Source organism: Rhodococcus ruber, from assembly GCF_016804345.1.
Classification (GTDB): Bacteria; Actinomycetota; Actinomycetes; order Mycobacteriales; family Mycobacteriaceae; genus Rhodococcus; species Rhodococcus ruber.
Genome location: NZ_CP044211.1, coordinates 1,949,255 through 1,962,998, shown reverse-complemented (window position 1 = coordinate 1,962,998; position 13,744 = coordinate 1,949,255). Strand labels below are relative to the sequence as shown.

Sequence of the window (13,744 nt, the reverse complement as noted above, 5' to 3'; positions counted from 1 at the left end):
CGAACGCCCCGGCCGGAACCTGGGTGCGGGCTCCGGCCGGGGCGTGCGGTCGATCGCGTCAGTCGGTGACGCCCTCGGCCCGTGCCGCGGCCGCGACGGCCTCGGCGACGGCGGGCGCCACCCGCGGATCGAGAGGGCTCGGGACGATCTTGTCCACGGCCAACTCGTCACCGACGACCGAGAGGATGGCCTCGGCGGCGGCGAGCTTCATGCCTTCGGTGATGCGCCGGGCACCGGCGTCGAGCGCGCCCTTGAACACACCGGGGAAGGCCAGCACGTTGTTGATCTGGTTCGGGAAGTCGCTGCGCCCGGTCGCCACGATCGCGGCGTGCTTGGCGGCGATCGTCGGGTGGATCTCCGGGTCCGGGTTCGACAGCGCGAACACGATCGCACCGTCGGCCATCTCGGCGACGATCTCCTCGGGCACCGTGCCGGCCGAGACGCCGATGAACACGTCCGCACCGCTCAGGGCCTCGATCAGGCCGCCGTGCCGGCCGGCCGGGTTGGTCCGCGCGGCCAGGTCGACCTTGACCTCGTTCAGGTCGGTGCGCTCGCGCGAGACGATGCCCTTCGAGTCCAGCACGGTCACATCCGCGGCGCCGGCGGCGAGCAGGATGTTGGCCACCGCCACGCCGGCCGCGCCGGCACCGGAGATGACGATGCGCAGGCCGGACAGCTCCCGGTTCTGCACCTTGGCCGCACCCTTGAGCGCGGCGAGCGCGACGATCGCGGTGCCGTGCTGGTCGTCGTGCATGACCGGGCAGTCCAGCGCCTCGATCACGCGCTTCTCGATCTCGAAGCAACGCGGGGCCGAGATGTCCTCGAGATTGACCGCGCCGAAGCTCGGGCGCAGCCGGATCAGGGTCTCGACGATCGCGTCGGGGTCCTTGGTGTCGAGGACCAGCGGGATCGAGTTCAGGCCGGCGAACTTCTTGAACAGGGCGGACTTGCCCTCCATCACCGGCAGCGACGCGCGCGGGCCGATGTCACCGAGGCCGAGGACGGCCGAGCCGTCGGAGACGACCACCACCAGGCGGTTGGTCCAGGTGTAGCGGTCGGCGAGGGTCTCGTCGGCCGCGATCGCGCGGGAGACCTGCGCGACGCCGGGCGTGTAGGCGATCGACAGGTCCCGCTGCGTCTCCAGCGGTGCGGTGAGCTCGACGGACAGCTTGCCGTCGACGTGGCTGCCGAAGATTTCCTCGTCGGTCAACTCGACCTTCTGGGGGGTAGGTGCATCAGACACGATTGACACGATGACACTCCTGCTCGAGCCGGAACCACTCGGGTTCCGGTTACTGCGAAGTAGCTGCGCGACGGACATCGGGTGCAGCGCTTCGCCAAGGACATTTCGGTGAAGCTTCCGGGCGCGATCACGGTTACCGCTGTACAACGCTGTACGACTTCCGGAGCGTGATGGCGCCGAGGCGGGTGAGCCCTGGCGACGAGCCCTCTACAGGGTCTGCCATCTTCGTCCGGCTTCGAGGCGGTGGCACCGAGGCCGGATTGAGGAAAAGTTTGCCACCTTCACAAGCCAACAATCAAATCGGTATTTCTTGCGAATGTCTCACGATTTTCGGCGCTCACCTGTGAGTTTGGACAGCCGAGCCGCAATGTCGACCCCACGATCGGGGTCGTTCCGAGGCAAAAGCCCGAGATGCCGACCGGTTACCTGCCGGTAACGCACGGGGGTCCGAACGTCAGCCCCACCACTGGGTGAACATCAGAACCGCGCCCGTGAGATAGACCACAGCCACGCCCGCGACCGCGGCGAGACCACGCCGGCGGTCCGCGAACAGCTGCGCGGCCGTGGCGACGAGCGCCGCGACGACGTGGGCGGACAGCGACGCCGAACCCGGCCCCGGGAAATCCCGCTTGTCCCCCAGGTACTGCGCCACCCAGACCACCGCTGTCAGGACGATCACCGCGCCGCACACCACACCCGACAGGGCTCGCAGTCCCCGCACGACGAACCCGTCCCGACTCGGCGTCCCACCGCGGGGCGATGCCGCCGCGGGCGCCTCGTAGGCGTCGCGCCCGGAGCGGTGAGCGGAGTCGTCGTAGAAGTCGTCGTGCCCGACGGCGCGGTCGTCGCGGCGCGCCGGGCGGCCCCAGGTGCTCATCCCTCGAGCACCTCGACCCCGGTGGCCCGTGCCGTCAGCGCCTCGAACGCCTCGGGGTCCGTCGTGTACCGGCCGAGCGGGACGGCCTTGTTGCCGCCGTGGTAGTCGGACGACCCCGTGACGAACAGATCGAGCTTCGCCGCCATGTCCCGCATGAGCTGCGCGTCGGCCGGAGCGTGGTCCGGATGGTCCGCCTCGAGGCCGCCGAGGCCCAGTTCCGCGAGTTCCTCGATGTGGTCGAGTGCGAGCAGCCGGCCCCGGGACCGGGCACGGGCATGCGCCACGACGGTGACACCGCCGGCGTCGGCGACCATGCGCACGGCCTCCGACAGCGGAGTGTCCGCCTTGGTGACGTAGTAGCGACCCCGCGACGACAGCAGGTCCGCGAACGCGGCCTCGATGCTCGGAACGACCCCCGCCTCCACCAGCGCGCGCGCCAGGTGCGGCCGCCCGGCCACCGGACCGGCGGCGGTGACGATCCGTTCGGGATCGACGGGCAGCCCGTCGGCGGCCATCCGCTCGGCCATCGTCCGGATACGGCCCACCCGCTCCCCGCGCAGGCGCTCCCGCTCGACCGCGAACGCCTCGTTCCGCGGGTCGAACAGGTAGGCGAGCAGATGCACCGCCACGGGCCGGCCGTCCTCACCGCGTCCGGTGCACGACATCTCCATGCCGCGGATCAGCCGCAGTCCCGCAGGCAGGGCGTCGGCCGCCGCGTCCCAGCCGGCGGTGGTGTCGTGGTCGGTCAGGGCGACCACGTCGAGCCCGGCCTCGACCGCGGCACGGACGAGTCCCGCCGGGGTGTCGGTCCCGTCGGAGGCCAGCGAGTGGGTATGCAGATCGATACGCACCCCACCAGTGTGTCAGGTGCCGTCGTGCGGCCCCGGCGGGCGGTCCGGGGCGGGTTAGCATGACGCTGCGACCGCCCGGACGGGCCGGAGCGTGCTGCGCGGAAGGGAACCGATGCCGAACCTGCCCTCGCACCCGTCGCGCCGGACCGGCGCCCCGGCGTCCACCCTGCGCGTCCCCGCCGAGCGGGCGGTGGTGGACTGCGCCGTCTACGTCGACGGCGTGCGGCTGCCGGGCCGTTACGCCCACGGCGCGGCGCTCGAGGAGGTGCGCCGGCGCGGCGCCGGATTCGTGTGGCTCGGCCTGCACGAGCCCGACGAACAGCAGATGACGAGCGTGGGCCGCACGTTCGGGCTGCACGAACTGACGGTCGAGGACGCCGTGCACGCGCATCAGCGGCCCAAGCTCGAACGCTACGACGACGTGACGTTCCTCGTGCTGCGGACCGTGAACTACGTCGAACACGAGTCGGTGACCACGACCAAGGAGATCGTCGAGACCGGCGAGATCATGCTCTTCTGCGGCCGGGACTTCGTCGTCAGCGTCCGCCACGGCGACCACTCCGCGCTGGCGGACGTGCGGCATCGGCTCGAGGCCGCCCCGGAGCGGCTGGCGCTGGGTCCGTCGTCGGTGCTGCACGCCGTCGCCGACCACGTCGTGGACACGTACCTCGCCGTGGTCGACGCCGTGCAGCCGGACATCGACGACCTCGAGGAACTGGTGTTCACGCCCGACACCCGCATCGCGGTGGAGCAGATCTATCTGCTCAAGCGGGAGATCGTGGAACTGCGACGGGCGGTGCTCCCCCTCGCGACGCCGCTGCGCCAGCTGACCCGCGGCGCGGGCAATCCGGTGCCCAAGGAGGTGCGGCGCTACTTCCGGGACGTCGCCGATCATCACACCAAGGTGGCCGAGCGCATCGCGGACTACGACGAGACGCTGAGCACCCTCGTCGATGCCGCGATCGCGAAGGTGACGGTGCAGCAGAACACCGACATGCGCCGGATCTCGGCGTGGGTGGCGATCGCGGCCGTGCCCACGATGATCGCCGGGATCTACGGGATGAACTTCGACAACATGCCCGAACTGCACTGGGAGCACGGGTACTTCGTGGTCATCGGGGCGATCGTCGCGATCACCGTCGGCCTGTTCGTCACCTTCCGCCGCAACAAATGGCTCTGATCACCGCGGCGCGGGACCGCCTGACGCCGGTCGCTTCCGCAGGGCACACCCGTGGGACGTGGGTGCTCGCGGCGGCCCTCGTCCTGATCGTCCTGCAGCTGGCGGTGCGCTCCCTGCTCGCGTTCGGCGGGCAGTTCTACTGGGACGACCTGATTCTGGTCGGACGGGCGGGCCTGCACCCGCTGCTGTCGTTCGAGTTGCTCGGCTACGACCACGACGGCCATCTCATGCCGGGTGCGTTCGTGGTGGCCGACGTGATCACGAGCCTCGCACCGCTGCAGTGGTGGCCGGCGGCTGCGACGCTCGTGGCCGGCCAGGCGTTGGCGTCGCTGGCCGTGCTGCGCGTGCTGTGGTTGCTGCTCGGACCGCGGCCGGCGCTGCTCGGCCCGCTGCTGTTCTACCTGTTCACGCCCCTGACGCTGCCGGCGTTCGCGTGGTGGGCGGCGGGCCTGAATTCGCTGCCGCTGCAGGCGGGCCTGGCGTGGGTGGCCGGCGACGCGATCCGTGCGGCGCGCACGGGCCGACTCCGCTACGCGCTGAGCGGGACGGCGGTCACCGGCGTCGCACTGCTGTTCTTCGAGAAGTCGGTGCTGGTACCGGCGGTGGCCTTCGCGACCGTCGCGCTGATGTACGGGTTGGACGGCCACCCCCGGCCGGTGCGCACCGCGGCGCGACGCGCGGCGCCGCTGTGGCTCGGCTCGGCGCTGGTCCTCGCGGCCTGGGCGGCGGCGTACCTGTCCCTCGTCGAGTCCCGGTTCGGGGCGCCGACGGGCGACATGGTCCGGGGGCTGACGCACCACGGTGTCTCGTTCGGGGTGCTGCCGGCGCTGCTGGGCGGGCCGTGGCGATGGGACCGCTGGAATCCGGGACCGCCGTGGGCGGATCCGCCGACCGGGCTCGTCGTGGCGGCCTGGGCCGCGGTGCTCGCCGTCCTGGTGTGGTCGCTGCGGCGCAGCCGGCGCACGGGCTGGGTGTGGGCCGCGACGGCCGCCTACGTGGCGGCCTCGACGGCCGCGATGATCACCACCCGCTTCGGCCCGGACACGACGTACGAACTGGCCCAGACCCTGCGCTACCACACCGACACGGCCGTGGTCGTCGCGATCGGAACGGCCCTGATCCTGCGCGCCGGCCCACGCGACGACCCGCGGCGCGCACCCGCGCGGCGGATCGTCGCCGCCGGGTGCGCGGTGGTCTTCACGGCGAGCTGTCTGTGGTCCACGACGACCTTCGCGCGCACCTGGGCCGACAACCCCACCGGCGCCTACCTGGCCGCCGCGAGGTCCGCGCTCACCGCACGCCCCGACGTGCCGATCCTCGACCATCCCGTGTCGGTGTGGGTGCTCCTGCCGGTCACCCACCCCCACAACCTCCTGAGCCGGGTGTTCTCGCCGTTGCCGGGACGCGCCGAGATCGGCGCCGTCACCACCGAACTGCAGGTGCTCGACGACCGGGGACGACTCGTGCCGGCGGAACTCGTTCCGGTGCGGCACGTGCTGCCCGGTCCGGTGCCCGACTGCGGGCATCTGCTCACCGAGTCGAGGACGACCGTGCTGCCCGCCGACACGGCGCTCGTGGGCGGGGAGTGGACGGTGCAGCTGAACTACCGCGCCTCCGCGGACGGCGAGATCGAGGTGGGGTTTCCCGCCGCCCCGCGGGTGCGGGTACCGGTCACCGAGGGACTGGGCACGGCCTACGCACGGGTCCCGGGCGCAGGCACCGGGCTGCAGGCCCGCTCGGCATCGGCGGGACTCGACGTGTGCCTGGCGGGCGGCCCGATCGGCGTCGTCGTCCCGCGCTGACCGCGCCCGTCACATTCGGGCTCCCGTCACATTCGGGCCGGGGCGCGGTTCGGGTCCCGCACGTCGATGCCGGCCTCCGACCACGCCTCGCGCAGCGCGTCGCCGCCGCGCAACCGCTTCCACGCGGCCTCGGTGCCCGTCAGCGGGATCACCTCGAAGAACCGCACCGGGTCGGCGGGCTCGGGCAGTACCAGTTCGGGGACGTCGCTCGGCTCGAGCATCACCGCGGTGAAGGGTGCCCCCTGCCACAACGGCTCCCCCAGGTCGAGCAGGGCGTCGTCGGTGAGGACGACGCCCTCCACCGCGGGCAGTGCCGCGAGCGTCGCGAGCGTGCGGACCAGCCCCGGCAGAGTGCCGGTGAGGCCGCGCATGCTCAGAATCAGTTCGGCGCGCGGCCCCCGCGTCGGGTCGGCGACCGTCGCGGTGGGGTCGCCCATCGGATGCCGCGAACACCCCAGGGTCGCGAACCGCACGAGGTCCGGCTGTTCCACGCGGAACCGCAGCACCTCGACGGGTTCGAGTCCGAGGAACGTCACGGACGCCGTCTCCGGCTCGGCGCCCCCGAAGCGGGCGCTGAGATGGGCACGGACGGCGGGCAGCACGGCGTCGATCACCCCTGCAATGTAGACCCGGCGCGGGGCTCGTGCCGCCGGTGCGTCCCGCACCGATCCGGGTCACCGGGAGCCCGTCCGCCGGTACCGTCGTGTCATGGTGCGAGACACCGGCTTCCCCGGCGCCGATGCCGGCGACGACTTCTCCCGGCAGCGCCGGCGCGCCGAGTACGCGCGACTGATCGCCTGGCTTCGCCGCGAACCCGGGGACGTCAACGCCGTGCTGCCGTTCGACGCCGTCGTGCGGGCGCTGGGCCGGGTCGGGGAACGGCGTCTGGGGCTGCAGAGCATCGACGTGGCCTCGATCGTCGGCAGCGTGGACCGGACCGAGGATTTCGACCGGCGGTTCCGGCCCACGTCGGCCCGGCTGCGCCAGCGATGGGAGAAGCTGGCCACGGCCCGCCGCCGGGGCGAGGCCGTGCCGCCGATCACGGTGTACCGGGTCGGGTCGATGCACTTCGTGGTGGACGGGCACCATCGCGTCTCCATCGCCTACGCCCGCGGGGACGCGACCATCGACGCCTACGTGACCGAGATCGTCACCCGGATCTCGCCCGAGGGGGTGAGCCAGCACTCGGACCTGATGCGGAAGGACCATTACCGGATGTTCCTGAGCCGGGTGCCACTCACCGGCGAGCGGCGCGACGCGGTGACCGTCCGGGACCCGTGGGACTACGCCGAGCTGGCCGAGTGCATCGAGGCGTGGGGTTTCCGGCTCATGCAGGAGCGCGGCGAGTTCCTCACCCGCGACGTGGTGGCGCAGCGCTGGTTCGACGAGGAGTTCGTGCCCGTGGTCGACATGGTGCGGGCGGCGGGGATGCTGCGCACCCGAACCGACGCCGAGGCGTACCTGTGGCTGGCCGGCGAACGGTACCGGCTCGTGCGGCGGCACGTGTGGAACGAGGAGATCATCGAGCGGCTGAAGCGGCGGGCCCCCCGGTGAGCGCACGCCGGCCGGTTTGATCCCGCGGCGCCGGAGGTATGCCCCCGGCAGCCACCGAGGACGTCCGCCGGGCGCGCGGACGCCCGGGCCGGTCGAGCAACGTGCCGGCGCCGGTCCGCGCGGGGGGACCCCGCGCTCCGTACCCTGGTCGGCAGGACCGGGCCCACGACAGGAGAACGCGCTTGACGGCGACCGTGCAGGACGCAGCGGACACCACCCGGGACGTCCGGACCGAGCTGAGCGCGGCCGCGCGCCGCGTGTTCGGCTGGAAGGCGCTGCGTCCCGGCCAGCTCGACGCGATGGAACCACTGGTGCAGGGCCGGGACGTGCTCGCGGTGATGGCCACCGGATCGGGCAAGTCGGCGATCTACCAGGTGCCGGCGCTGCTGATCGAGGGCACCACCCTGGTGATCTCCCCGCTCATCGCGCTGCAGAACGATCAGATCGCGGGGCTCGACGCCACCTCGGCGCCGGACGCGGTCGCGATCAACTCCCGGCAGCGGGCTTCGGAGACCGCAGCCGCGTGGGAGACGATCCGTGAGCGCACCGTGGAGTACGTCTTCCTGGCGCCGGAACAGCTCGCCAACGACGAGGTGGTGGCCCGGCTCGCCGCCGCCCGCGTCTCCCTCGTGGTAGTCGACGAGGCGCACTGCGTGTCCGCGTGGGGTCACGACTTCCGGCCCGACTACCTGCGTCTGGCCGATGCGCTCGACCGCCTCGGCCGGCCCCCGGTGGTGGCGCTCACGGCCACCGCGTCGCCGCCGGTGCGGCAGGAGATCGTCGAGGAGCTGCGCCTGCGCGACCCGGTGGTCATCGCCAGCGGGTTCGACCGGCCCAACATCGACCTGGCCGTCGAGCGGTACACCGCCGACGCCGACAAGCGCCGGGCGGTGGTCGAGACCGTCGCCGGACTCGAGACCCCCGGGCTGGTGTACACCGCGACCCGCAAGGACGCCGAATTCTACGCGGCCGAGCTGACCGAACGGGGACTGCGGGCGGCCGCGTACCACGCCGGTCTGCCGGCGGCCACGCGCGAGCGGGTGCACCACGGATTCCTCGACGACGAACTCGAGGTGGTGGTGGCGACCTCCGCGTTCGGCATGGGCATCGACAAGCCCGACGTGCGGTTCGTCGCACACGCCTCCGCGCCGGATTCCGTGGACAGCTACTACCAGCAGATCGGCCGCGCCGGCCGCGACGGGCTCGAGGCGAAGGCGCTGCTGTTCTACCGGCCCGAGGACCTGTCGCTCGCGAAGTTCTTCACCACCCACCGTCCGGACGAGGACCTGCTCGGCCGGGCCTTCACCGCGCTGACGCGCGCGAAGTCACCGAAGCGACTGAAAGACCTTCGCGCCGAACTGGATATCCGGGGACGAACCCTCACCAACGCGGTCAACCTGCTCGAACGCGCGGGTGTGGTCTCCTCGGGACGCAAGGGGCTCACCGCACGCACCGTCGAGGTGGAGATCGCCGTCCGCCGCGCGGCCGAGGTGGCCGCGGTCGGTGAACGGATGGACCGCTCGCGCGTGGAGATGATGCGGGGCTACGCCGAAACCCGTGGCTGCCGCAGGCAGTTCCTGCTCGGGTATTTCGGCGAGTCGCTGCCCGATCCGTGCGGGCACTGTGACTGCTGCCGCGAGGGAATCCACGAGCACCGACCGGAATCGCCGAAACACGGTCCTTACGAGCCGATTCCGCTGCACACCCGAGTGGTGCACGCGCAGTGGGGTCCCGGCGAGGTGATGAGCGCGGAGCCGGACCGGATCACCGTGCTGTTCGACGAGTACGGCTACCGCACGCTGTCGCTCGAGGCGGTGGAGGAGCACGATCTGCTGCGCCCCGAGAACTCGGAGCCCGAACCGGAGCCGGACATCGCCTGACGGATCCCAGGGGGCGCCCCGTAAATCCGCCCGCGACTTCGGAATCCGCCCCCGCCGTGGCGTGGGCGGATTCCGAACCGGCGCGGTAATCCTGCCCCACCCTCGGACGGCGGCCCTCACTCGACGCTCTGCTGCGCCTTCGCGTAGGCGAACTGGAGGAAGTCTGCCCCGGCGAGGGCGGCGAACAGCCCGGCGACGAGCCGGGTCGGACGCGGTGCGAAGACCATTCCGATGGTGAAGAACGTCGCGACCCACATGTCGAAGCAGAAGGGGCAGCTCAGCAACTCGCCCAGGCTGTGCCGGAGACTGTTGCTCGGTCCGCGGACCTCCTCCATCACCTCGGCCGGGCCGCCCTGCTCCTTGTAGCGCGTGAAGGGCGCGCGAATGGGGCTGGTCACCGCGTCCTTCGTCACCGTGCGCGACAGCTTGTGCGTGCCGAGGGCGAGCACGACGAGGTCCTGCCCGCTCAGACGCTCCGGCAGTCGACGCCCGGTGACCACCGCGGCGATCACCGCGACGGTGACCAGCGTGCTGTACCCGGCGAGGACCTTCGTGTAGCCCCGGAGGGGTATGTCCTCCCCGCCGGTGTACTCGCGGGTCTGTTCGCGGACGGCGTCGACGAGGTCGACGGACGTCTCGGTCTGATTGCTCATCTGCTTCTCCTGCACGTAGCTCGGTCCGCGCAGTAGTACCCACGCACGGCTGTACCCACGCACGGCTGCCGCCACGCCTCTCCGCTACCCCGCGGGGAATCGCACCTCGTGCGTGGGGGCGGTCGCCCCGCCGAACCGCGCCAGCCGCAGCCCCTCCGCCTCGACCGCCGAGCGTTGCCGGGCCGTCAGGCGCCGCCACGGGGTCACCTCGAGTACGGCCGAGTCCTTCGCGACGGCCAGTTTCGCGGTTCCGGCGACCGTCCCGTCGACGAGGACGGCGGAGCGCACGATGCCGTTCTGCGTCACGATCCGGCGACGGTGCTCGTCGGAGACGATCCGGGTCCGGTCGGCGTGCGAGAGCAGGACGTTGTCGTACGGCGCGAGGATCCGCACCGGCGCCGGTGTCGCCGGATCCGGGCGCGGGGCGTCGGGCAGGTCGAACAGCTCGACGCCGTTCTCGTCCCGGAACACCTCGAGCGACGGGCGCAGCCGTTCGAACACCTCCCCGAGCCGCGTCAGCCCCGACCAGGCCTGGGCGTCGCGCACGCTCGCGGGCCCGAAGGCGGCGAGGTATCGCCGGAGGACGACGGCCGGGTCCGGCCGTGCCGGTCCGCGACCGGTCCACTCGTCGAGCGGGGTGAGTCGCGGCTGCCCGGAGCGCCCCCACAGCCCCCGCGGCGGCACCTGCACCAGCGGGAGCAGGTTCCGCAGCCCGTAGGCGAGCGCGGCCGGATCGCGGCCGGGGAATCGCTCCGCGAGCAACGGGCGCAGCTCCTGCAGGCTGCGGGGGGCGTCGCCGAGCAGGTCGCGGCCTGCCGCGGCGAGCTCACGCAGGTCCACCCCGGCCAGACCGGCCGCGTACTGGGTGTTGGTGGCCAGGTCCCGGTCCAGCAGTGGCTGGACCCAGTCCCGCAGCGCCGCAGCGTCGGCGGCCGAGACTGCGAAGACCGTGCCGCGCATGAGTACGGTGCGCACCACGTGCCGTCCCTCGATGAGGTCGGCGAGGGCCGCGGGCCGGAACCGCCGCAACCGCGCCCACAGCGCGAAGTAGGGCGGTGTCGGGGCCTGCGCCTGCAGGCCCAGCAGGTGCTCGACCGCGTCGAGCACCGGGAGGTCGGCACGATGCAACAGATGCTGACGGGCGAGGGTGGCGCGGCCGAGAGCACGGACGGTGAGGGTGCGCGGCGTCACGGGAACACCCTGCCACGGCGGACCGACACGGCCTCGTCGGCGCCTGCACCTGGACGGGGCAACCGAGCGTCCGGTAGATGTTTAGTTGAGTTTAGTTTCATGTTGCAGCGTCGAGGAGAGCCGATGTCCGATCCGAGAGGTGCGCGGCTGCTGGTTCCGGTGCTGTGCTTCATCGTCACCACCATCGCCGTGATGCAGACGTCCGTCGTACCGATCGTCGGCACCATTCAGGAACAGCTGGGGGTGAGCACGACCGCCGCGGGCTGGGTCCTGACCGCGAACCTGCTCGCGGCCGCCGTCACCACTCCCCTGCTGGGCCGGCTGGCCGATCTGCGCGGCAAACGCCCGGTCCTGCTCACCGTCCTCGTCGTGGTGTTCGTCGGTTCGCTGCTGTGCGCCGCCGCGGACTCGTTCACGCTCCTGCTGATCGGCCGGGTCCTGCAGGGCGTGTCGTTCGCGCTGTTCCCCGTCGGCATTGCCGTGCTGCGGGCCGAACTGCCGCCGCAGCGGTTGATCGGGGCGATGGGCCTGTTCTCCGGAACGCTCGGCGTCGGTGGCGCGATCGGCATGGTGCTCACCGGCCTGATGGTCTCGGGCGGCGACTACCGTCGCGTGTTCTGGCTGGTGGCGGCGTTCAACGCCGTCGCGTTGCTGAGCGCGTTCCTCGTCGTGCCGCGACGACCGCGGTCCGCGGACGGACGGATCGACTGGCTCGGCGCGATCCTGCTGGCCGTCGGACTGGCGCTGGTGCTGCTGGCCCTGTCCGAGGGCGGAACGTGGGGTTGGGCGTCGGCGCTCACCCTCGGGAGCGCCGCACTCGGGCTGGCCGTGCTCGCGGCGTGGCTGCTCTTCGAACGGCACGTCGACGAGCCGCTCGTGCCGCCGCGGATGCTCACCGATCGGCCGGTGTTCGTGGTGCACGGCGCCGCGTTCCTCGTCGGCATGGCCATGTTCGTCAGCTTCCTCGCGACGGCGTACTTCGTGCAGACGCCGCCCGCCGTCGCCGGATACGGATTCGGCGCCACCGTGCTCGAGGCGACCGCGGTGTACATGCTGCCCGGCGCGCTCGTCGGGGTGGTCGCCGCGGCACTCGCGGGCCGGCTCATCCACCGGTTCGACGCCCGATGGGTGCTGATCGGAGCGTGCATTCTCGGGATCGCCGGCTTCGCCCTGGTGGCGGTCGTGCACGACCGGAGCTGGCAGCTGATCGTCTCCGGCATCCTCGTGACCACCTTCGTCAGCCTCGCCTATGCCGCACTGCCCGCCCTGCTCGTCGCCGAGATCCGTCCCGATCAGACCGGGGTTGCGAACAGCATCAACTCCATCGCCCGCACGGTGGGCAGTTCGCTCAGCAGTGCGGTGGTCACGACCCTGCTGGCCACGCTGACCGTTCGCGGCACGGGCGTCGTCCGCGAGAGCGCATTCGTCGCGGCATTCGGGTTGGGTGTCGCGGCCGCGGCCGTGGCCGCACTGCTCGTTCTCATCGGCGGGCGACCGGCCACGCGCGCACTGAGCGACCGCGAGGAGGACGAGGTCGAGGCGACGGCCCTGGCCGCCGAATGGAGCACGGTGTCCGGTCTCGCGGCGGAGCACACCGCGACCGGGCAGACCGACGCGGTCCGCCGGGGCTGACCTCGCGGTCGGGAACGGGACGGAACCGGGCGTCCTCAGCCCTTTCCCGTTCTGCGTCCGCTCAACCCTGCAGTGCGCGCACCGCCTCCTCCGCCTGCTGCGCCGCCTCCTCGGCCTTCGCGGCGTCCTCGTCGGCCGTCCGGGCGGTGCGTCGCGCGAACTCGCGCTGGTGTTCCACCCGGCCCAGCTCCTCGCGCAGCCGCGCGACGTGCTCGTCGAGTTGTTCGACCGCGGCACGTGCGCGCTCCGCCACCGACCGGGCCTCGTCGGCGGTGTTCCGCGCCGTTTCCGCCTCGGCGACGGCGGCCTCCAGCGCTCGCCGCGTGCGCTCGGCCTCCTCGATGTCGTCCGCCCCGGTGCCCTTCCGTTCCGGCGCGGGCGGAACGACCGACAGTCCGACCGGTCCGAACCCGCTGTAGTCCAGCGGCGTCTCGAGTCGGCCACCGCGCACCTGCTCGGCCAGCTCGGCCTCGGCGAGTGCGGCGTGCAGGGTCTGGCCCACCTCGCGCAGCGCGGCTTCGGATGCCCGCCGACCGTGCTCGGCGGCGAGCCGGGAGGCCGTCTTCTCGAGCGCACCGATCACCCGCCGTCGCTGGGTGGACAGCCGCCGCAGCTCGGCTCCGGAGAGCTGACGCTGCGCGGTACGCAGGGCCTCGCCGAGTCCGAGCAGGGCCGTGATCTCCTCGGGTCTCTCGCGGACGAGGAGGTTCACCAGCCACGCCGACACGGTCGGCTTGCGCAGCCGGCCGACCGCCGCCGCGAGTTCCCGGTCGCCGGCGTCGCGGGCACGGGCGACGTACTCCTTACGGGCCGCGGTGAACTCACCCGGATCGAGCCCGTACAGCTCGTCGGCGATGTCGTCGAGGTCCACCGGCCTACTA

12 protein-coding genes are annotated in these 13,744 nt (G+C 72.2%); 5 read left to right on the top strand and 7 right to left on the bottom strand.

Annotated elements, in window-relative coordinates; translation table 11 throughout:
- Positions 1 to 58: 58 nt before the first annotated feature.
- The 3 genes from F1734_RS09290 to F1734_RS09280 all read right to left on the bottom strand — a co-directional run bounded on the left by F1734_RS09290 (position 59) and on the right by F1734_RS09280 (position 2,971).
- A complete protein-coding gene (locus tag F1734_RS09290; protein ID WP_026138053.1) occupies positions 59 to 1,252 on the bottom strand; it encodes an NAD(P)-dependent malic enzyme in 1,194 nt (397 codons plus the stop codon).
- A gap of 445 nt (positions 1,253 to 1,697) precedes the next feature.
- A complete protein-coding gene (locus F1734_RS09285; RefSeq protein WP_010592424.1) occupies positions 1,698 to 2,120 on the bottom strand; it encodes a hypothetical protein in 423 nt (140 codons plus the stop codon).
- The gene (locus F1734_RS09280) at positions 2,117 to 2,971 is read right to left on the bottom strand and encodes a PHP domain-containing protein (protein WP_017681983.1); all 855 of its coding nucleotides are present in this window, start codon (positions 2,969 to 2,971) and stop codon (positions 2,117 to 2,119) included. The genes F1734_RS09285 and F1734_RS09280 overlap by 4 nt, the downstream gene beginning before the upstream one ends.
- Before the next feature lie 112 nt (positions 2,972 to 3,083).
- Between F1734_RS09280 and corA the strand changes: the two genes are divergently transcribed.
- Both corA and F1734_RS09270 read left to right on the top strand, forming a co-directional pair.
- Positions 3,084 to 4,151, top strand: coding sequence for a magnesium/cobalt transporter CorA (gene corA / locus F1734_RS09275; RefSeq protein ID WP_010592426.1), 1,068 nt, complete (start codon positions 3,084 to 3,086; stop codon positions 4,149 to 4,151).
- A complete protein-coding gene (locus F1734_RS09270) occupies positions 4,142 to 5,953 on the top strand; it encodes a hypothetical protein (protein WP_017681982.1) in 1,812 nt (603 codons plus the stop codon). Before corA ends, F1734_RS09270 begins: the two co-directional genes overlap by 10 nt.
- A 26-nt stretch (positions 5,954 to 5,979) precedes the next feature.
- Here the strand turns inward: F1734_RS09270 and F1734_RS09265 are convergent, their stop codons facing one another.
- Positions 5,980 to 6,567, bottom strand: a complete 588-nt coding sequence (locus tag F1734_RS09265) for a suppressor of fused domain protein (RefSeq protein ID WP_010592428.1) — start codon at positions 6,565 to 6,567, stop codon at positions 5,980 to 5,982.
- Positions 6,568 to 6,661: 94 nt separating this feature from the next.
- Between F1734_RS09265 and F1734_RS09260 the strand changes: the two genes are divergently transcribed.
- A complete protein-coding gene (locus F1734_RS09260) occupies positions 6,662 to 7,507 on the top strand; it encodes a ParB N-terminal domain-containing protein (protein WP_010592429.1) in 846 nt (281 codons plus the stop codon).
- Between the two features lie 182 nt (positions 7,508 to 7,689).
- Complete coding sequence (locus F1734_RS09255) at positions 7,690 to 9,387, top strand: RecQ family ATP-dependent DNA helicase (RefSeq protein WP_203011552.1); 1,698 nt, start codon at positions 7,690 to 7,692, stop codon at positions 9,385 to 9,387.
- A gap of 116 nt (positions 9,388 to 9,503) precedes the next feature.
- Here the strand turns inward: F1734_RS09255 and F1734_RS09250 are convergent, their stop codons facing one another.
- Entirely contained in the window at positions 9,504 to 10,040 is a 537-nt protein-coding gene (locus tag F1734_RS09250; RefSeq protein WP_026138052.1) for a DUF1360 domain-containing protein, read from the bottom strand.
- Between the two features lie 84 nt (positions 10,041 to 10,124).
- Entirely contained in the window at positions 10,125 to 11,231 is a 1,107-nt protein-coding gene (locus F1734_RS09245) for a winged helix DNA-binding domain-containing protein (RefSeq protein ID WP_017681979.1), read from the bottom strand.
- A 123-nt stretch (positions 11,232 to 11,354) separates the two neighbouring features.
- On the opposite strand from F1734_RS09245, the gene F1734_RS09240 reads away from it, so the two are divergent.
- The gene (locus tag F1734_RS09240; RefSeq protein WP_017681978.1) at positions 11,355 to 12,863 is read left to right on the top strand and encodes an MFS transporter; all 1,509 of its coding nucleotides are present in this window, start codon (positions 11,355 to 11,357) and stop codon (positions 12,861 to 12,863) included.
- 61 nt (positions 12,864 to 12,924) lie between these two features.
- On the opposite strand, the gene F1734_RS09235 is transcribed toward F1734_RS09240, so the two are convergent.
- The gene (locus F1734_RS09235) at positions 12,925 to 13,734 is read right to left on the bottom strand and encodes a hypothetical protein (protein ID WP_017681977.1); all 810 of its coding nucleotides are present in this window, start codon (positions 13,732 to 13,734) and stop codon (positions 12,925 to 12,927) included.
- Between the last annotated feature and the right edge of the window lie 10 nt (positions 13,735 to 13,744).